Consider the following 21,348-nt stretch of genomic DNA (forward strand, 5'->3'; position numbering starts at 1 on the left):
TTTATAGCTTTGAAGTTATGTACATATATCTACAGCGATTCTGTTATTTTTGTTTACCGTTTTTCGTATTTGACAATTAGTTATGCAATATATGATATTAAATTTGAATAATAAGGTGGAATTTAATTATGCCAAAACATATTTCGTGGAAAAAAATCATGAGCGGGGCGATTGCCTTTACGCTTATAGCTGGAAGCTCGATCCCTGTATTAACTGCTAATCCGATTGCAGTAGAAGCGGCTGCAACAAATACAACAAAAGCAACTGGAATTACACCATTTGTAGATATTCCTGTTGGCTTGTATGCTGAGAAGCATATTTATCGTCTGTCGCTACAACAAATTGTTAAAGGTTATCAAGATAAAAAAACAGGTACATTTACCTTCCAATACAATAATACAATTTCACAAGAAGAAGCTGTTATTATGGCCATTCGTTTTTCAGGATTGGTGAATGAGCTTAATACGACAGATATGATTATTTTTGATGAGAAGTTTATTGTCAAAGAAGATTATAAGCCATACGTAGCGCTAGCTTTCGAAAAAGGATTACTTGATCGTGAGCTGGAATATGAGCTTGCAGCTGCAGATACTGCAAATAAATGGGGTTCAAAAGCAGCAAGTCGTGAATGGGTTACCAAACTAATTATTAAAGCGCTAGGTGCACAGCAGAAAGCAGATGAACTTGCTAATAGTGCGACAACATTTACAGATAATAACAAAATAGATAGTAAATATATTGGTTATGTGAATGCAGCGGTTGAATTAGGTCTTATTAAAGGACTGACTTCAACAACATTTGGACCTACGTCACCTATTAACCGTGCAAGCTTTGCAACGATTCTAAGTCGTGCGCAAAAGGATTTCCCGATTGAAGTGGAAGGTCAGCATTATGGTATTCTAACAGCGATTACCGACAAGTCGATTACGATCTATGAGAATGATGTTGAGACAACTTATGCAACAGATGCAACAACAGGATATTACGAGACGGATAATGATTTTGCAATCGATCGTAAAGATCTAACACAGTACGGAGAAGTAGCTGTCTTTGTGTCAGGTGGAAACGCTAAGTTTATTGAAGCACAAGGTAAAGAAACGTATGTGGAGAGTATTACGACAACAGTTGGTATAGTGAATATTGAGAAAAAAACGATCTATGTATATATTGACAAAGATGCAGTTCCTATTATTTACAATGATAATGTGAAAATATTGAATGCTAAAGGTGAAGCTATTCCAGTAAACACAATTAAACAAAACGACAACATTACGATTTTGCGCGATACATTCCGTGAAAATTCGATTCCGATTTCGATTACGTTGAACGAATCTGAAAAAGTATCCTCTGTTGTAACAGGTACTATGTACAATTTAGATAAGAAAACAATTACAGTGGAAACAGATAAAGGATTTGTAGTTAAATTACTTGCTCCAAAAGTAGCAGTTTCCATTCCGTTTGTTAATAATGCTACTATGTCTGATCTAATTAAAGAAGTTGACCTAGTGACGATTAAGTTGAATGACAAGGATGAAGTTATTAGTATCGTTGTATCTGAGCGTAATATGAATACGATGTATGCTCCTAATATTGTTAACTTTGATGAATCGAATAAATTAATTACAGTGACAGATTCCGAAGGGGATAATGCGCAAGCAATTTACTTAACCGATGGCACTCGCTATATGATGGATGGCATAATAGTAGATTACAAGACGATTACAAGCTTCGTAGATGGCTGGCCTAATATTGTCCTTCGTTATGCAGAGCAAAATGGTAAAAAGGTTGCCATCTATTATAATTTGGTTTCAGAGTATGAAGGTGAGCTAGTGCTGTTGAATGAGACAGACAAAATTGTAACTTTCAGCTTGCCGGATGGTTCCTTAGTTGAAATGGATTATACTGGTGCTGATATTGATAGTTTGACGAATACATCGCATACATTCCTGAACATGAAGGCTGGTACGAAGCTAACATTTGGATTGTCTTCATCTGATGCAAGAGTCACTTCTTTCAATATGCATGAAACGCATCAATTAACAGTGCAATCTATTACACAATTAACGAAAGAAATTAAGTTCAAAGATAGTAAAGGTGACAATTATTTCGTTCTATTCGAAGAAGCGAAATTTGTGAAAGCCGATGGCTCTCCTGCAACGATTAACGATCTTGTAACTGGAAAAACAGTATTAGTAATGTTTGCTGGAAGCCGAATTTCAACGATTACTATTCCATAAAAACGACAGTATACGTAACTTTTTGTGAAAACTGCCCGAAAAGGGCAGTTTTTTTTGTAATATAAGAAATTGTTACTTGCACAGTGTAGATTTTTTCGCTACACTTTGAACGATGGTTAAGAAGTGGAGGCAAACGAATGAATGGAAAGCAAAAAATGAGGCATGTGTTAGACATATTAGCTGATATGTTTCCTGATGCTCATTGTGAACTTATTCACAGCAATCCATTTGAATTAACGATTGCTGTACTGCTTTCAGCGCAATGTACAGATGAAACAGTGAATAAGGTGACGGTTAATTTATTTCAAAAGTATAAATCTCCAGCAGATTATTTGGCTGTGCCTCTTGAAGAACTTGAAGGAGATATCCGGAGAATTGGTTTGTTTCGAAGTAAAGCTTCTAATATACAAAAATTATGCCGTATCGTAATCGATAAGTATGAAGGCGATGTGCCAGATACTCATGAAGGTTTAATTGAATTACCTGGGGTTGGACGTAAGACGGCTAATGTTGTGATGTCTAACGCGTTTGGCGTTCCTGCCATTGCTGTTGATACTCATGTTGATCGTGTCTCCAAACGTTTAGGTTTTGCCAAACAAGACGATACCGTATTAGAAGTGGAACATAAGCTGATGAAGCTAGTACCGCGAGAGGAATGGACCCTTACACATCACCGTTTAATCTTTTTTGGCCGCTATCATTGCAAAGCGCAAAATCCGCAATGTGCAGTCTGTCCTTTGATTGAGTTGTGCAAAGAAGGAAAGAAGCGTATGAAAGTCACTGAAACAACTAAAGCTAAGTTAAAAACTAATGCTAATGTAAAAACTAAACTAAAGTAATGAGGATGATTAACAAATGAAATGCATTTCCGTGTACACAAACAGCTTTGAAAATTTTTCTGATATTTATGAGCAAGTTCTAGAATCACCACCCGGGGACAATGAAGATATTGTAGTTGATGGTATTACAGTAAGTGGATCTGGACATGTACCAACTCAGTACATTGAACGTATGCGCGCAAAACCAGAGGTTGTTGTTATGAGAGAAAAAGCTCGCGATATTATGATTCTTCAACACGGTAACGTATTTGAAATCTGCTTACCATCTGATGAAGAAGAAGTAGAAGAATATGAAGTAGAATTAGAAGTTGTTGAATAAGGAGAGACATTGATATGTCGATGGTTAGTTTACTAGAGAAGATTCAATATATCTCAAGTGAAATGACTTCACATAACGATCATATACATGCTCACAAAGCATTAGAGTTGAATAGTAAGCTGACTGAAGGTCAGCTTACTATTGCTTTATGTGGACACTTTTCTGCAGGGAAATCTACATTAGTTAATACTTTATGTGGCGCCAAATTGCTACCATCTAGCCCAATTCCGACAAGTGCGAATGTCGTAACGATTTCATATGGTAAGCAGAGTAAGGCAGAAGTAGAAGTGTGGAGTAATGGTATCACTCGATATGATGAAGTAGCAATTGAACAGTTAGAGCAGTATTGTACCGATGGTGAAAAGTTTATTTCAGTTAATATACAGTATCCAAGTCCTCTATTAAAGAAAGGACTAGTACTACTTGATACACCTGGAATTGATTCAACCGATGCGGCACATAAGCTAGCGACAGAATCTGCTTTGCATATGGCAGATGTCGTGTTCTATGTAATGGATTATAATCATGTTCAATCAGAAATTAATTTTTCCTTTGCGAAAGAGCTGAAGGAATGGAATAAGCCATTATACTTTATCGTTAATCAGATTGATAAGCACCGCGAGCAAGAATTAAGCTTCGCGTCCTATGAGCAAAGTGTAGTAGAAGCATTCCATGCATGGCATTTGGAGCCTGCTGGCATCTTGTATTTGTCATTGCGAGAACCGAATCATCCGCATCATCAATGGCATTTATTACAGCGCTTACTTGATGAATTAGCAAAACAACAATCCCATCTAAGTACATTCAGTGTCTGGTCATCGATTTTCCAGTTAGCTAAGGAGCATGGTCAGATCATAGAGGAACACTCCTCTGAGAAGCGCCACGAGCTGCTAGAGGCTATCGGAGGCGAAGATCAGCTTATTCATGTGGAAACACAATTGCAGGCGCTTAATGGAGAAATTTCAGAACTGCAAGCGCAATCAGAACAGTTTCCAATTGTGCTTCGCAAAGAAATTGAGGAAGTATTAGACAATGCGAATATTACACCTGCTGAACTACGGGATTTGGCTCATCAGTTTCTGGAGAGTCGTAAGCCAGGCTTCCGCCAAGGACTACTATTTGCCAAGGGCAAGACCGCTCAAGAGCAAGAACGCCGCTTGGCACAATTTTATGTAGAACTGAAAAAGCTCACGAATGCAGCGATTGAATGGCATCTTAAAGTACTGCTTCGTAACGCAGGTAAGAAAATCGCTTATGACGAGCAAAAGTTAGAGCAGCTTCTGCTAATGGTTGATGAGCATAGTCCTTCGGAGCAATTGCTCAATGAAAAGGTAAATCATGGAGCAGTTTTCGGTAATGAATATACGATGACGTATAGTAAAGACTTGTCCAATACGATTAAGCTTAACTATCGCCTTGTTGCACTCACTATCGTTGATCAATTGTGGGACCACTTGAAGACTAGTCATCTGACTCGAAGTAATGAGCTACATGAGCAACTGATGCAGTGGAAGGAACGGGCAGCGGCAGTAGAGCAGTATCGTTTACTTGAAGAGGAAATTTCTGAATATCAAGTGAAGCTACTGTCTAGCTTAGAGCCACCTATTCAGTCGCCTGTTCTGCCTAATCCGTCGCAGCTGCTTCTAGAAGAGGACCAACCAAGTCAAGAGGATGAATTGTTATCATTTGTTGGGCAGAAGGAGCAAGTCGATCTAAGTGAGATGTTCGCTGCTCATGATGACAACGTGGCTAACTCATTTTCTGTGGAACAACAACAATCACTACAGCATGATATTAGTGATCAGCTTAAGACGGTAGCGAAGCTCATTGCATCTGTAGAAGGTCTGGATAGTAATGCGCATGATTTATTAGTGAAAAGTGAGCGACTAACACATAATGAGTTTACGATCTCTTTGTTTGGTGCATTTAGCGCAGGTAAATCATCGCTAGCTAATGCACTAATTGGAGAAGCCGTCTTGCCCGTTAGTCCGAATCCGACTACAGCAGCGATTAACAGCTTATTACCTCCAAAAGCTGGCTTCGAGCATAATACTGCACTGATTTATATGAAATCGAAAGAACTAATGCTCGATGATATGTATTACTCATTGTCACTGCTCGGCCATACGATCCCCAAGAAAGCGAAAGAAGATGTTCAGCACCTCTTTAAGCTAATTGATAGTATTACACCTGATAGTATTCATAATGGGGGTAGAGCTCACTATAGCTTCATTAAAGCGGCAAGGCAGGGCTGGGCGGCACAAGAGCAATGGTTAGGTCAAGAGCGTAAAGTTGATCGAGATCAGTATGTGTTGTATGTTGCGGAAGAACAACGCTCATGCTATGTACAAGAAATAAAGTTCTATTATAATTGTCCTTTGACTGCAGCGGGAATTATTCTAGTGGACACTCCTGGAGCTGATTCTGTTAATGCACGTCATACTGGGGTAGCGTTCAATTATATTAAAAATACGGATGCAATTATTTTCGTAACGTATTACAATCATGCATTTTCACATGCTGATCGACAGTTTTTGAACCAACTGGGACGCGTGAAGGATCAGTTTGAACTAGATAAAATGTTCTTTGTCGTTAATGCAGCGGATCTCGCTTCGGATGGTGAAGAGCTTCAAGGTGTGTTAGATCATGTCGAGCGTAATTTGAATGGGCATGGCATTATGAAGCCAAGGTTGTTCCCGATTTCTAGTATTCAAGCGTTAGAAGCGAGACAGAATGAAGATCCGACGTTATTACAGCAATCAGGTCTAGCTGTATTTGAGCAACTGTTTTTCCAATTCATTCATGAAGAGCTAGGTTCATTAACAGTAGATGCTGCTAAGCAGGAATTACTGCGTAGTCAGCAGTTAGTAGCAGGTCTGTTGCAAGGCGCACAGCATGCGCAAGCAGACAAGGCAGCATCTCTACTAGCGCTCGCATCTGCTGAGCAAGCATTAGGTGAGCCAATTGAACGTTTTGCTAAGTCGATGATCCCGCAAGCGTTAAAACAAGAAATCGAAGAGTTAATGTACTATATTATTCAGCGTATACGTTTCCGGTTTGGCGACTTCTATAATTATGCCTTCAATCCATCACAGCTAAGGGATGATATAGGGCAGCTGTCACAAGCGGTATGGACGTCATGGTTAGAATTACAACGAACGCTTGCCCTTGAGTTGGAGCAAGAACTATTGGCTACTACGATGCGTGTCGAGAAGAAACTGAAGCAGCAATTAATGGAACCTTATATTCACTTAAGTGAACAAGCCGTTACCCAATTGAACGGTTACTCTCTCGCTGCCTTTAATATTGACGATATCGATCAGCCTGCAGGGCAAATTTCTTGGGCGTATGATGAGATGAAATCAAAGTGGTTATGGAGTCAGTTCAAATCCCCAAAAACTTTTTTTGAAGGCGAAGGTAAAGTGGCACTTCGTAAAGAATTAGATGCGCTACTATTCCCAACGATGGAGATATGGATGAAGGCAGTAAGTAGCGAGTGGTTGCTGCACTATGATGCACAGTGGCAGGAGCATACGCAGATGCAAGCGAATAAATTGCTTGCTAGTATAGCTCAATTCACATCGCAGCAACGTAAATTATTGTCTGATGAAGCGTATGTATTGCAGCTTCAAACCATTTCAAAAGCAGTTAATGACATCGTCGATATTGCTTGATTATCATTATTATAAATTACTTATTACGCGAATGCCCATTTCTTTCTATGTCAGAAAGAAATGGGCATATTTGCACAAATGAGTGTGAAAATATGCAAAAATGGAGCAATACGAACATATTAGCTACTAAGTACCATCAATTGAGAGTAAAGTTAAACTATGTTCACTCATTTGCCATATTAAGAGTTCACATAGTTGGAAACGCTACAAATTGCAGTTTGCTGTTCTTTGCAGGAGTTGATAAGATTCTTGCATATTAAACAAATGTGGGGAGTTGACCGTCTTGGAAATACTGAGGCAGCTGAAAGCCTTCTATCTACCAGAGAAGAAGTTTATTGTAGGATCATTATTTTTCCTCGTTCTTGCTACTGGAGTAGGTCTTGCTCAGCCTTACCTTATGAAGTATTTGATCGACGAGATTATTTTGAAGGAGAATTTTGAACTCGTTGTACCAATTGCGTTATTAGTTGTAGGCGTTGTAACATTTAAGGCAATCAATCAGTTTTTACATGGTTTTTGTGGTGGTAGATTAGGTAACAGGGTTGCTACTAGAATGAGAAATGCATTGTATGAGAAGTTGAATGCGCTGTCTTATCAATATTATGATAAAGCAAAAACGGGAGATTTGATGTCACGTTTAACTGCGGATTTGGAAGCTATTCGTAACTTTATTGGCTTTGGTTTTGCGCAATTATTAAATGTGTTCTTGATGGCAGTTTTAGGTGGAACAATGATGATGGTTTTCAGTTGGAAGTTAACATTAATTACGTTGTTACCACTTCCGTTATTGCTATTTCTTGCTTTCCGCTTTGAAAGTCGGATTCACCCGATATTTAGAGAGATGCGTAAAGCAATGAGTAATCTGACTACTGCTGTACAAGAAAATATTACAGGCGTTCGTACCGTTAAGTCATATGCTAGAGAAGGATTTGAAGTTGACAAATTTTCAGAGCGAAGTGTTGCTTTTCAGAAAAATCAAATTAATGCGTCAGCCAAATGGGCAAAGTATTTCCCAATGATGGAACTCGTCGCCAACCTATGTGTCATTATTCTGCTTGTAGCTGGTGGTACGATGGTTATCAATAATTCTTTGACGCTTGGTCAGTTTGTTGCTTCGTTTAATCTAATCTGGTTCATTATTGGTCCAATGTGGGGACTAGGGTTCCATATTAATAACTACACGCAATTCAAGGCTTCTAGTGAACGCGTGTTAAATCTGCTAGCTGAGCCGATTAAAGTGAAGAATAAAGCGCATGCAAAAGTACTTCATGCTCAAGATGTTGTGGGTGAAGTTATGTTTAACCATGTAACATTTAACTATCCAGATAAGAAGCCTGCTGTAACGGATATTGACTTACACGCTCCTGCTGGGTCAGTCATTGGTTTACTTGGAGCAACAGGTTCTGGTAAATCAACGATAATTCAATTGCTGATGCGTGCCTATGATGTTAAGCAAGGTTCAATTACAGTTGATGGTCAAGATATTCGTGAGCTAGATGTCGGATCGCTGCGTACGATTATTGCACCTGTATTCCAAGAGACTTTTCTTTTCTCATCGTCTATTAGAGATAATATCTCTTATGGTATTTCTGGGGTATCACAAGAGGATGTCGAACGTGCAGCAAAGCTTGCGAAAGCCCATGAATTTATTATGGAAATGCCACTTGGATATGACACGGTCGTAGGGGAACGAGGCATGGGGCTATCTGGTGGACAGAAACAACGTCTTGCGATTGCGCGCGCATTTATCAAAAATCCGAAAATTCTCATTCTTGATGATGCGACCAGTGCAGTCGATATGGAAACAGAGCATGATATCCAAGCGGGCTTCAAAGAGCTAATGGCTGGCAGAACGACATTTATTATTGCACATCGTATTTCATCGTTAAGATTTGCCGATGAGATCATTGTGTTAGACGAAGGTCATATTGTACAACGTGGTAATCATCAATCATTACTAACGCAAGATGGACCTTACCGAGACACATATCAAATACAATATGCTGATTCGCCAGAGCAACAAATAGCCTCTGCGGTTAGTGAGAAAGTGTAGGATATGCTTTCGAAGCTACTTTTTATTTGCAGAGAAACAAATCAGGTAGGTAATAAAAAGTTGTAGGAGGTCTTGTAAGTGGCGAAAAAAGCAAAAGTAGAAGAAACGATTAAAAATGATCGTTTTATATATACGGATGATGACGCAATTGAGAAAAGTTTTAACTGGGAACAGCTTAGTCGATTATTTACTTACATGAAGCCTTATAAGCGTGAACTTATTCCTGTTATCATTATGATGGTTATTGGTACATTAACTAAGCTAGGTGTACCACTACTAATCTTTTATGGAATTGATCATGTCATTGATCCCAAGAAAGGTTCAGGGGTAACTAGTGATCTGTGGCTATTAGGCGCAATTATGCTTGGAATGTATCTCATTCAGTTATTTGCAACACAGTATCGAATTCGTAATACGAATATTATAGGTCAAAAGGTACTGTATGATCTGCGTACCCATATATTCACTCATATTCAGAAGCTATCATTCCGCTTTTTCGATAAGCGACCAGCGGGTTCAGTCCTTGTACGTGTAACGAATGATGTTAATGCCCTGCAAGATTTGTTCACCAATGGTGTAGTCAATCTATTGATGGATATTGTTCAATTAGTAGGTATCGTAGTGATCTTGCTGGCGATTAACATTAAGCTAGGCTTGGCAGTTATGATTACGGTTCCGCTCATGTTTATTGTGTCTACTTCATTGCGGAAACGGATTCGGTTTGCTTGGCAGGATGTTCGGATGAAAAACTCGCGCATTAACTCACATTTGAATGAAAGTATTCAAGGGATGAAAGTGACGCAAGCTTATGTACAAGAAGAGAACAATATCAAATTTTTCAAAGACATGAATGCATCTAACTTGAAATCTTGGAATAAAGCATCAGCAATGAATCAGGCGTTTGGTCCGATTATTGAGATCACTTCTGCGATCGGTACTTGTATACTATTCTGGTACGGTACTCATCTTATTCAGATTGGAGTATTCTCAGTAGGTATGTTAGTTGCATACTCAAGCTATATGAGTAACTTCTGGGAGCCGATCAATCGTCTTGGTCAAATGTATTCACAATTACTAATCGCGATGGCATCATCAGAGCGTATCTTCGAATTTATCGATGAAGAGCCTAATGTTGCACAGAAGACGGAAGCAGGAGCATTGCCGCATATTGAAGGTAATGTAAAGTTTGATAATATCGTATTTGAATATGAACCTGGTAGACCTGCGTTGAAAAATATTTCGATTGATGTGAAAGCTGGTCAATCGATCGCTTTGGTCGGTCATACTGGCTCGGGTAAAAGTACTATTATTAACCTGCTATGTCGCTTCTACGATCCTGTACAAGGACGGGTTCTCATTGACGATACCGACATTCGAGATATTACATTTGACAGTTTGCGAACACAGGTAGGTCTTGTGATGCAAGATACGTTCATCTTCTCAGGAACGATCAAAGATAATATTCGTTATGGCCGATTAGATGCGACTCATGATCAGATTGTCAAGGTGGCGCAAGCTGTTAACGCCCATGATTTCATTATGAGTTTGCCAGATGGCTACGATACGCAAGTAGAAGAACGGGGCAATATGTTGTCTATGGGTCAAAGACAATTGTTATCATTTGCTAGAGCGTTACTGTCTGATCCGAAAATTCTTATTCTTGATGAGGCTACGGCGAGCATTGATACCGATACAGAATTGAAAATTCAAGCTGCATTGAAGGTGCTGCTGAAAGGCAGAACATCGTTCATGATCGCTCACCGACTATCTACGATTCGTCATGCTGATGATATTATCGTGCTAGATCATGGTCAAATCGTCGAACAAGGTAATCACCAACGATTGATGCAAGAAAAAGGCGTGTATTATGGACTCATCCAAGCACAATATCGATTTTTATAGAGGAAATTCAAAAAGCGGACTTTGATAACGATGTTAAGCTGACGTAGCATATTCGACATCGAATATGAAGCGAACTTGGAAAGTACGGTTCGCATGTACGTAATGATGTACACTTGCGCTTCCGTCTTTCTCAAGTAACGCTCCATCTTCTCGATTCTGAAAGCCCGCTTTTTGAATCTTTATTGGAATGGAAGTTCAAAAAGCAAACATTAAGGTATGCTTAGTAAGCTATTCTAGGTATTTATAGTTGATTTTTCTACGAAGAACCTCAATAATGGAAGAAAACAATGTCTATTCGCGAATATTAGTATTCGAAAGAGTAGTCATATGATTCCAGGAGGTTCTTTTTTTATGTATGGAGCACCATATTCAAAACAAGCTCGTAAATTGCTTTTATTAGGTTCTGGAGAGTTAGGTAAAGAAGTCGTTCTGGAAGCACAGCGTCTTGGTGTAGAGACGATAGCGGTAGATCGTTATGAGCATGCTCCTGCTATGCAGGTAGCCCATCGCTCTTATGTTATTAATATGCAGGATGGAGAAGCTTTGCGCCAAGTCATTGAAGCTGAAAAACCTGATTATATTGTTCCTGAAATCGAAGCGATAGCTACAGATATGCTAGTGCAATTAGAATCTGAAGGTCATCGCGTTATACCTACTGCTCGTGCCGCACAGCTTACAATGGATCGTGAAGGAATTCGGAGATTAGCTGCGGAAACACTTGGACTGCCTACAGCACCTTATCAATTTGCCGAATCATTAGAGCAATTACGTACAGCAACAGAAGTACTTGGTTTTCCATGTGTTATAAAGCCGCTAATGAGCTCTTCAGGAAAAGGACAAAGTGTATGTCGTTCTGAAGAAGATATAGAATCATGCTGGAAGTATGCGATGGAAGGCGGAAGAACGCAGAAACAACGTATTATTGTGGAAGGTTTCGTTCAATTTGAATCGGAAATCACGTTGTTGACCGTTCGCAGTACATCTGGAACGAGCTTCTGTAATCCCATCGGTCATATTCAACGTGATGGCGATTATATAGAATCATGGCAACCACATGCGATGTCTGAAGCTCAAATTGTTGAAGCAGAGCAGATTGCACGAACGATTACTGATGAATTAGGTGGTTATGGTATTTACGGTGTAGAACTATTTCTAACGAAAGATGGCGTATTGTTCAGTGAAGTATCGCCCCGTCCACATGATACTGGAATGGTGACGATGGCAACTCAAGATTATTCGCAGTTTGCCTTGCATGTTCGTGCTATTCTAGGCTATCCTATATCTACTATTCGTCAATTGACGCCTGGTGCATCACATACGTTAAAGGCAACGACAGAATCAAAGCACATTATGATTGGTGGAGTAGAAGAAGCGTTATCTGTGCCTAATACTACGGTTCGCATATTCGGCAAGCCCGAGACTACAGTAGGTCGTCGCATGGCGCTAGCACTTTCTAGTGGTGTGAACACCGATGAAGCGAGAAGCTATGCAGCGAAAGCGGCAGCTTCATTGTTCATTGAAGAGGTAGTTCAATAAGTGGACTTTGATTATAAGAAATTAAGTAGGTGAAACAATGGGTAAGAAACAGAAAAAGGTAACAAAGCAAAAGGAATTTACGAGCAGCAAAAATGAATCTAACACGACAAGCGGTTCAAGCTTGAAGGATTTACTCGGTAGTGATGTACTTGAAAAGTTGAAAGCACAAAGTGACGCACTTGTACAAGCGGATCAAGATCGTAAAAACAAGGAAGCCGAGGCGAAAGCGGAGCAACAACGCTTAGAGCAGAAGCGACTTGAAAATGATTTTGACTATTTGCTTAACAATAGTGATACAAATTGGAGCAAGTATAAATAAAACATTTCCTTTTCAAGCTCAAAACCAAAACCAGATCTCGACGAAATATGAGCGGACACACAGTACGCTAATTAGCCTAAAATCAACAAATTAGGTTGTAAGAGGACACACAATACGTTATTGATCGTATTAGACTCAAAATTCACTAGTGAACGAGCGAATAAGGTCCTCTGAGTCCGCAAAAACTCGATCTGAGCGGAAAACGCAGGAATAACGTCCTTACAGTCCGCTTATTGCTAAAAACTAACTGGAACTATGATTTATATCAATATGCCGCCAGTGCAGCAATTGGCTTCACGATTGACGGAAGGTAACAATAAAAAGTATAGTATCGTTTCTCCAACTTTCTCGCCAGTAGCTGGTGCGGTCTTAATGGCTCTAAAGCAGCTTGGAATCATTATTACTCCACAGCTGCTTGAGAACCTTGCGCTACATCCCAGATCTCGCCATAGTTAACATTCACGATTTCTAGGCAACTGTCATATGCTAGAAGCAGAGGACTTAGAATGGAGTGGGTGACGGATGGAAATATCGGTTCGACAAGGCGACACACTTTGGAATTATAGTGTCATGTTCGAAATCCCGATCGGACTAATTATCGATGCAAATCCAGATCTGGGCGATGAATTGCAAATTGGGGATGTTGTCGTAATACCTGGCTACGAATGGTATGAATATGAAATTGTAGCGGGCGATACGATCTGGCAAATTGCTAAGCGTAATAACATTACTGTTAATCTTTTGTTACAGAGTAATCCGAACCTAGAAGCTGATCAATTGCATATTGGATCTAAAATAAGATTGCCTCGGCGCATCGTTGGTAGAATAATCAATGCGAACAAAAATTACACATATGAGCATTTTTATCAAGATGCGATGAGGCTGATGGAAGTATATCCGATGTTAACGGTGAATTCGATCGGAACATCTGTAATGGGTAAAGATATATTAGAATTACGTCTAGGAACAGGACCATCAGAGCTACATTATAACGCGGCGATGCATGCGAATGAATGGATTACTGCTGCATCGTTGATGACTTTTATTAATGATTTCTTGCTCGCTTTAACGAATAGTGGAACATTGAATGGCCAAAGCGTTTATCCAAGCTACAAGACACATACCTTCTCTTTCGTGCCTATGGTTAATCCAGATGGTGTTAATCTTGTATTGAATGGGTTGCCTGAGAAGGAGCCGTTTCGTTCAAATGTATATAATATCAATGATGGAAGTACTAATTTTCAAGGGTGGAAAGCAAATATTAATGGTGTTGATCTTAATAAACAGTTCCCAGCGTTATGGGAGGTTGATGCTGTTCAAGGCCCACAAGAGCCGGCGCCGCGAGATTACTCAGGCACAGCTCCGCTAACGGAACCAGAAGTGATTGCTCTTGCTAATCTGACTAAAGAGAGAAATTTCAATCAAGTGTTAGCTTTGCATACACAAGGAGAAGAGATATATTGGGGCTTCCAAGGGTTAGAACCACCTGAATCAGAAATGATTGCTAATCGAATGGCACAAGCGAGTGGATACAATGCTGTTCGAACGGTGAACAGTACAGCTGGATATAAAGATTGGTTTATTCAAGATTGGCGTAGACCTGGATTCACAATCGAATTAGGATTGGGCACAAATCCATTGCCACTAGATCAATTTAATGATGTGTATGATGCTACAAAAGCTATTATTTTGGAATCAATGAAAAGTGTAAATGCTTGATGCGTTGAAAGTTGGATGAGATAAAAGTTGGATACGATGAATAAGTGAAGCTTTGGCTTTCCGTGATGGAATCATCGGGAGCTGAGGCTTCTTTTCGTTTTAAATGTGCTGGTAGACCGCTCCAAGAACCAATTGCTGTTCCTATCGTCGTTGTCCTCGGATTTATTGTAATAGACATCGTAGTATAAATCCGAGGACAAAAACGAACGCAATCGCTTTTCACTTAATTCGCTTAGGTGAGCAGGTTTGGGGGTGAACAAAGTAACTATTTGCTTTAATTAGCTCAACAACGCGGGAATACGATCGAATAAAGCAACTTTTGCACTTAAATCGCTTAGGTGAGCAGGTTTGGGGGTGAACAAAGTAACTATTTGCTTTAATTAGCTCAACAACGCGGGAATGTGAGTGAATAAAGCAACTTTTTCACTTAATTCGCTTAGGTGAGCAGGTTTGGGGGGAAACAAAGTAACTATTATCTTTAATTAGCTCAACAACGCGGGAATACGATCGAATAAAGCAACTTTTGCACTTAATTAGCTCAACAACGCTGGAATACGATCGAATAAAGCAACTTTTTTACTTAATTCGCTTGGGTGAGCAGGTTTGGGGGGAAACAAAGTAACTATTTGCTTTAATTAGCTCAACAACGCGGGAATACGATCGAATAAAGCAACTTTTTCACTTAATTCGCTTGGGTGAGCAGGTTTGGGGGGAAACAAAGTAACTATTATCTTTAATTAGCTCAACAACGCGGGAATACGATCGAATAAAGCAACTTTTGCACTTAATTCGCTTAGGTGAGCAGGTTTGGGGGGAAACAAAGTAACTATCTGCTTTAATTAGCTCAACAACGCTGGAATACGATCGAATAAAGCAACTTTTTTACTTAATTCGCTTGGGTGAGCAGGTTTGGGGGTGAACAAAGTAACTATTTGCTTTAATTAGCTCAACAACGCGGGAATACGATCGAATAAAGTAACTTTTTCACTTAATTCGCTTAGGTGAGCAGGTTTGGGGGTGAACAAAGTAACTATTTGCTTTGTTTGCTCTATTAGTAAGTAATGGCAGCGACAGTTGTTAGTTGTATTAATGCTTTTGTTTGTTGCGCCAGTGTGATCTAATCTGCCGAAATAGCATCCAATCGCCGAAAAGGTAATAAAGGCATCGATATGATACGATCCAGTGCTTATTTGCTATCTTATCTGTTGTAGTGTAATGTAATGTAGAATATACGTTCGTATCGGTGTGTTGACAGAATTATACTATGAATCATTTACCGTTCACAAAAATTGGGATTAGCGTTTGCCTAATTGGCAGTATTGCGAGTATGATGTTAATATGTTTGCTTTAAAGGGTTTGAACCTTTATTGCAAGAAGAAGTTCAAAACAGTCACTTGTGATCACGATGTAACGCGTTGTGGCGAATATGAAGTGCAACGAAAGAAAAGACAAAGACAGGTAGTTGATTGGGGGAAAGATCATGACAGAGCATATCGATCTTTTTAATACAGTTACAAAGAGCGAAGATTATGGTGCGGATGATATTCAAATTCTTGAAGGCTTAACAGCTGTAAGAAAACGACCAGGTATGTATATTGGTAGTACAGGCAGTTCAGGACTTCATCATTTGGTATGGGAAATTATCGACAATGCTGTAGATGAGCATTTGGCAAAGCATTGTTCAGCGATAGAAGTGACTTTACATAAAAATGGTTCAATTACCATTCATGATAATGGTCGAGGAATTCCAACAGGGATGCACAAATCGGGAATTCCTACACCACAAGTCGTATTTACAATTTTACACGCGGGTGGAAAGTTTGGCGGCGCAGGATATAAGAAGTCTGGTGGATTGCATGGCGTAGGCGCTTCTGTTACGAATGCACTATCGGAATGGCTTGAAGTAGAAATTTTCCGTGAAGGTAAAATTCATAAGCAACGGTTTGAATATTGGATTGACAAAAAAGGCAAAGAGCATGTCGGAGAGCCAGTTTCTACTCTAGAAGTGACTGGAAATACGAATCGTTCAGGGACTAAGGTTACATTTAAACCAGATATTAAAGTGTTCGCTAACGGTATTCACTTCAATTACGATACATTAGCAGAGCGATTGCAAGAAATTGCTTTTCTTAACTCTGGGCTTAAAGTTACAATTAAAGACGACCGTACGGATACAATCGATATATTCCATTACGAAGGTGGAGCAAAGCAATTTGTCGAATTTTTGAATGAAGGCAAATCGGTTTTGCATGATGTTGTCCATTTTGCTGGTGAGAAGGAAGATATTGAAGTTGAAATCGCGCTTCAATATAACGATGGTTATACGGAGACGATTGTATCATTTGTCAACTCGATTCCAACTCGTGGCGGCGGTACGCATGAGACGGGTTTCAAGGCTGCCTATACCCGAGTCATGAATGATTATGCTCGTAAGGTAGCTATTCTCAAAGAAAAGGATAAAAACCTCGATGGTAATGATCTTCGTGAAGGTATGATGGTGGTCATTAATACGAAGATGTCTGAGGTTGAATTTGTTGGTCAGACGAAGGATCAACTCGGAAGCTCATCTGCACGTGGTACGGTTGATGCCATTGTAACTGAGCGTATGAACGTTTTTCTTGAGGAAAATCCACAGGTTGGACAATCTCTTTTGAAAAAAGCTGTACAAGCTGCAAGAGCTCGTGAAGCGGCACGAAAAGCACGTGAAGAAATTCGCACAGGGAAGAAACGTAGTGAAAGCTCCAATCTGGGAGGTAAGCTGACGCCTGCGCAATCGAAAGATTCCTCGCGTAATGAGCTGTTCATCGTAGAGGGTGACTCTGCGGGAGGATCAGCAAAGCAAGGTCGAGATTCGAAGCATCAAGCGATTTTACCACTTAAAGGTAAGCCGATGAATCCTGAGAAATCAAAGCTTGCTGATATTTTGAAAAATGAAGAGTACCGTGCGATTATAGCGGCGATTGGAGCTGGTGTTGGTTCTGAATTTGAAGCTGAGGAAAGTAATTATAGTAAAGTAATTATTATGACCGATGCCGATACTGATGGCGCCCATATCCAAGTATTGCTACTTACATTTTTCTATCGCTATATGAAGCCATTAATTGATACGGGTCGTGTCTTTATTGCACAGCCGCCTTTATATAAAGTAACTCGCAAATCAGGTAAGCTGAATACGATTCGATATGCTTGGACCGACGAAGAGTTACAAAATTATACGAAAGAAATGAATAAAGGCTTCGAACTACAACGTTATAAAGGTCTTGGTGAGATGAACCCTGATCAGCTATGGGAAACGACAATGGATCCTGAGACGCGTACGTTGCTGCAAGTTCAGATCGAAGATGCCGCTAAGGCAGAACGTCGTGTATCTACTCTTATGGGAGATAAAGTAGATCCTCGTAAGCGTTGGATTATAGAGAATGTAGACTTCACAGATTACGTCGAGTAAATAAGGAAGTTCAAAAAGTGGACTTTGATAACGATGATTATGCTAACGTAGCGTAGTCGACGTCGAAGATGAAGCGAACTTGGAAAGTACAGCATATGCTTCCGATGTATGTTTCTTACAGAAACATTGTAGGATCGCGTGTACCAACTACGTACACTTGCGCTTCCATCTTTCTCAAGTAGCGCTCCATCTTCTTGATTCTGAAAGTCCACTTTTTGAACCTTTATTGAAATAGGAAGTTCAAAACGTGGGCTTTGATAACGATGAGTATGCTGAAGTAGCGTATTCGACGTCGCATCTGAAACGAACTTGGAAAGTACGGTTCGCGTGTACCAACTACGTAAACTTGCGCTTCCATCTTTCTCAAGTAGCGTTTCACCTGCTCGGTTCTGAAAGCCCACGTTTTGAACCTTGATTGAAATAGGTGGGTTCAAAACGTGGGCTTTGATAACGATGAGTATGCTGAAGTAGCGTATTCGACGTCGCATCTGAAACGAACTTGGAAAGTGTAGCGTAAGCTTCCGAGGTATGTTTCTTTCAGAAACATTGTAGGATCGCGTGTACAAAAACGTACACTTGCGCTTCCGCCTTTCTCAAGTAGCATTTCACCTGCTCGACTTGCGAAAGCCCACGTTTTGAACCTTTAATTTAAGCTTCGTGCAAGAGATAAAAGATTGGTCGCTCGTGTACTTGTACCGTACACGTTGCTGTGTTTTGCAATGTAGTTTACTCGACATCGCATCTGAAACGACCGTTTTGAACCTTTATTGAAATAGAAATACAATTATTTCGTAGTCATGCTGAAAAGTTTAAGGAGCGAGGATTATGAGTACTTTAGAAGAGTTTTTACCTGCGTTTCTTGAAGAAGTGGTAGGGGACCGCTTCGGACGCTATTCCAAATATATTATTCAAGATCGCGCGATTCCCGATGTGCGTGATGGCTTAAAGCCTGTACAGCGTCGTATTTTATATGCCATGTACGATTCAGGTAATACACCTGATAAACCATATCGTAAATCAGCGAAAACAGTCGGTGATGTAATGGGTAACTATCATCCCCATGGTGATTCATCGATCTACGATGGTATGGTGAGAATGGCGCAGCCATGGAAGATGGGCTATACGCTTGTCGATGGTCATGGCAACTGGGGGTCACAAGACGATGATCCTGCAGCAGCAATGCGTTATACGGAAGCGCGTTTATCGAAGATTGCGATGGAACTATTACGCGATATTGAAAAGCGTACCGTGTTATTCAAAGATAACTTTGATAATACAAACAAGGAGCCTGTCGTATTACCGTCACGTTATCCCAACTTGTTAGCTAACGGTGCTAGTGGAATATCCGCTGGTTTTGCAACGGAGATACCTCCACATCATCTCGGTGAGATTATTGATGCAAGTATTGCTTACATGAATAATCCTGCGATTGAGCTTCCTGAAATTATGCAAATTGTTAAAGGTCCAGATTTCCCTACCGGTGGTATTATTATGGGGGAAGATGGGATACGTGACGCATATGAAAGAGGTAAAGGACGTATTTATGTACGTTCCAAAACAGAAATCGAAACGCTTCGTGGTGGCAAGCAGCAAATCGTTATTACGGAAATTCCTTATCAAGTTGTGAAATCTCGCCTTGTAACGGCGATGGAAAATATTCGACTTGAGAAAAAAATAGATGGTATCGCTGAAGTTCGTGATGAGAGTGGTCGTAATGGATTAAGAATTGTTGTCGAGCTGAAGAAGGATACTGATGCTACAGGTATTCTTGCTTATTTGTTCAAAAAAACAGATTTGCAGGTTACGTATAACTTTAATATGGTTGCGATTGTTAATAAAGCTCCGCAACAATTAGGTATCCTTTCAATGATTGCTGCTTATATCGAGCATCAGAAGGAAATCGTTACGCTACGTACCAAATACGATCTTGAAAAAGCTGAAGACCGTGCCCATGTGCTAGAAGGTCTCGTAAAAGCACTTAATCTACTTGACGAGATTATCGAAACGATTAAAGCTTCGAAAAATCGTGGAGATGCTAGTGATAACTTAATGGCAAAATATCAGTTCAGTGAACGACAAGCTGACGCTATTCTTACATTACAATTATATCGCTTAACGAATCTTGAAATTAATTCTTTGGAAAAAGAACATGCAGAGACGATGAAGAAAATTAAGTATTTGCGTTCAATTCTTGATAATTCCAAGAAACTAATTGCTGTTATCCAGCAGGAGCTACTAGAAATCAAGTCAACGTATGAAATTCCACGTCGTTCATCTATCCAGAGTGAAGTGGAAGAGCTGAAAGTTAATCTTGAAGTGCTCGTTAATTCGGAAGATGTTCTTGTTACGTTAAGTCACGAGGGCTATGTGAAGCGGACGAATATGCTTTCTTATACGCGATCAGGTGCTGAGCTTGAAGGCTCTGGTGTGAAGGAAGGCGATGTGATTCGTGAATTGCTGCAAGTGAACACGCTAGATAACTTGCTTTTATTTACGAAAAAAGGACAGTATTTCCTACTGCCCGTTCATCAAATTCCAGAGTTCAAATGGAAGGATACCGGTACAGCAATCGTTAACATCATTCCACTTGCGAAAGATGATAGCATTGTAACGGTCATTCCTATTAGAGATTTGAACATTGAGAAAAGTCTCGTCTTTGTTACGAAGCGTGGCCAAGTAAAACGAACAGAGTTGAAGGAATATGCAACGACTCGTTCTACAGCGATTGCGGCTTGCAAAGTATCGGATGGAGATGAAATTATTACGGTAGTATTAAGTGACAGTACTTTAGATTTGATGCTAGTTACTGCACAAGGAATGTCCATTCGTTTTGCTGAAAGTGAAGTGAATGCGATGGGCCGAACGGCTGGCGGCGTTAAAGGAATTAGCTTAAAAGCAGATGATGAGATAGTATCAGCGCTTTGGGTTGATAATGATGAGGGTGAAGTTCTAGTCATCTCCGACACCGGTCACGGTAAACGTACATTGTTACTCGATTATCCGATTCAAGCTCGTGGTGGTAAAGGTGTGCAAACCTTCGAGTTCAAAGAGGGTAAACGTGTTCGTACGAACGGACAGAAGCTATTTGCAGCATTCTATTGTCGTGAACCAATTCAGATCTCAGCATTTACTGAAAAAGCTGTTAAATATGTCGTAGACTCTGAACGTACAATTATAGAAGAACGAAAAGCAATTGGACGAGCAATATTTACGATCGATAAAGATGACTCTATTAGTATATTGTTTCAGCTTAAAGAGTTAAAGGGAATAGCAAAAACCGATGTGTAACGATTAGATAAATA

General features: G+C 39.9%; 14 protein-coding genes. 12 read left to right on the plus strand and 2 right to left on the minus strand.

The window, feature by feature from the left end:
• Positions 1–128 precede the first annotated feature (128 nt).
• The 6 genes from AC1TPB_RS19120 (at position 129) to AC1TPB_RS19145 (ending at position 11,024) form a co-directional block, all read left to right on the plus strand.
• Positions 129–2,237, plus strand: coding sequence for an S-layer homology domain-containing protein (locus tag AC1TPB_RS19120; protein WP_482077992.1), 2,109 nt, complete (start codon positions 129–131; stop codon positions 2,235–2,237).
• A gap of 137 nt (positions 2,238–2,374) precedes the next feature.
• Positions 2,375–3,076 carry an endonuclease III gene (gene nth, locus AC1TPB_RS19125; protein WP_482077993.1) on the plus strand — a complete coding sequence of 234 codons (702 nt, stop codon included), beginning with the start codon at positions 2,375–2,377 and terminating at the stop codon, positions 3,074–3,076.
• A 16-nt stretch (positions 3,077–3,092) separates the two neighbouring features.
• On the plus strand, positions 3,093–3,395 hold the full coding sequence (locus AC1TPB_RS19130; protein ID WP_482077994.1) for an NAD/NADP transhydrogenase alpha subunit: 303 nt from the start codon (positions 3,093–3,095) through the stop codon (positions 3,393–3,395).
• A gap of 14 nt (positions 3,396–3,409) precedes the next feature.
• The gene (locus AC1TPB_RS19135; RefSeq protein ID WP_482077995.1) at positions 3,410–7,069 is read left to right on the plus strand and encodes a dynamin family protein; all 3,660 of its coding nucleotides are present in this window, start codon (positions 3,410–3,412) and stop codon (positions 7,067–7,069) included.
• A gap of 283 nt (positions 7,070–7,352) precedes the next feature.
• The gene (locus tag AC1TPB_RS19140) at positions 7,353–9,122 is read left to right on the plus strand and encodes an ABC transporter ATP-binding protein (RefSeq protein WP_482077996.1); all 1,770 of its coding nucleotides are present in this window, start codon (positions 7,353–7,355) and stop codon (positions 9,120–9,122) included.
• A 78-nt stretch (positions 9,123–9,200) separates the two neighbouring features.
• Entirely contained in the window at positions 9,201–11,024 is a 1,824-nt protein-coding gene (locus AC1TPB_RS19145) for an ABC transporter ATP-binding protein (RefSeq protein ID WP_482077997.1), read from the plus strand.
• On the opposite strand, the gene AC1TPB_RS19150 is transcribed toward AC1TPB_RS19145, so the two are convergent.
• Complete coding sequence (locus AC1TPB_RS19150) at positions 10,988–11,158, minus strand: hypothetical protein (RefSeq protein WP_482077998.1); 171 nt, start codon at positions 11,156–11,158, stop codon at positions 10,988–10,990. The two genes, AC1TPB_RS19145 and AC1TPB_RS19150, sit on opposite strands and share 37 nt — an antisense overlap.
• A gap of 217 nt (positions 11,159–11,375) precedes the next feature.
• Between AC1TPB_RS19150 and purT the strand changes: the two genes are divergently transcribed.
• The 5 genes from purT (at position 11,376) to parE (ending at position 18,046) form a co-directional block, all read left to right on the plus strand.
• Positions 11,376–12,560 carry a formate-dependent phosphoribosylglycinamide formyltransferase gene (gene purT / locus AC1TPB_RS19155; RefSeq protein ID WP_482077999.1) on the plus strand — a complete coding sequence of 395 codons (1,185 nt, stop codon included), beginning with the start codon at positions 11,376–11,378 and terminating at the stop codon, positions 12,558–12,560.
• A gap of 37 nt (positions 12,561–12,597) precedes the next feature.
• On the plus strand, positions 12,598–12,879 hold the full coding sequence (locus AC1TPB_RS19160; protein WP_482064018.1) for a YqkE family protein: 282 nt from the start codon (positions 12,598–12,600) through the stop codon (positions 12,877–12,879).
• A 255-nt stretch (positions 12,880–13,134) separates the two neighbouring features.
• The gene (locus AC1TPB_RS19165; RefSeq protein WP_482078000.1) at positions 13,135–13,335 is read left to right on the plus strand and encodes a hypothetical protein; all 201 of its coding nucleotides are present in this window, start codon (positions 13,135–13,137) and stop codon (positions 13,333–13,335) included.
• Between the two features lie 66 nt (positions 13,336–13,401).
• Positions 13,402–14,598, plus strand: coding sequence for a M14 family zinc carboxypeptidase (locus AC1TPB_RS19170; RefSeq protein WP_482078001.1), 1,197 nt, complete (start codon positions 13,402–13,404; stop codon positions 14,596–14,598).
• A gap of 1,480 nt (positions 14,599–16,078) precedes the next feature.
• Complete coding sequence (parE, locus tag AC1TPB_RS19175; protein WP_482078002.1) at positions 16,079–18,046, plus strand: DNA topoisomerase IV subunit B; 1,968 nt, start codon at positions 16,079–16,081, stop codon at positions 18,044–18,046.
• Here parE and AC1TPB_RS19180 read toward each other — a convergent pair.
• Positions 18,034–18,480, minus strand: a complete 447-nt coding sequence (locus AC1TPB_RS19180; protein WP_482078003.1) for a hypothetical protein — start codon at positions 18,478–18,480, stop codon at positions 18,034–18,036. The two genes, parE and AC1TPB_RS19180, sit on opposite strands and share 13 nt — an antisense overlap.
• Positions 18,481–18,871: 391 nt before the next feature.
• On the opposite strand from AC1TPB_RS19180, the gene gyrA reads away from it, so the two are divergent.
• Positions 18,872–21,334 carry a DNA gyrase subunit A gene (gyrA, locus tag AC1TPB_RS19185; protein ID WP_482078004.1) on the plus strand — a complete coding sequence of 821 codons (2,463 nt, stop codon included), beginning with the start codon at positions 18,872–18,874 and terminating at the stop codon, positions 21,332–21,334.
• Positions 21,335–21,348 lie beyond the last annotated feature (14 nt).

It is taken from the genome of Paenibacillus sp. Y951, from assembly GCF_056786395.1.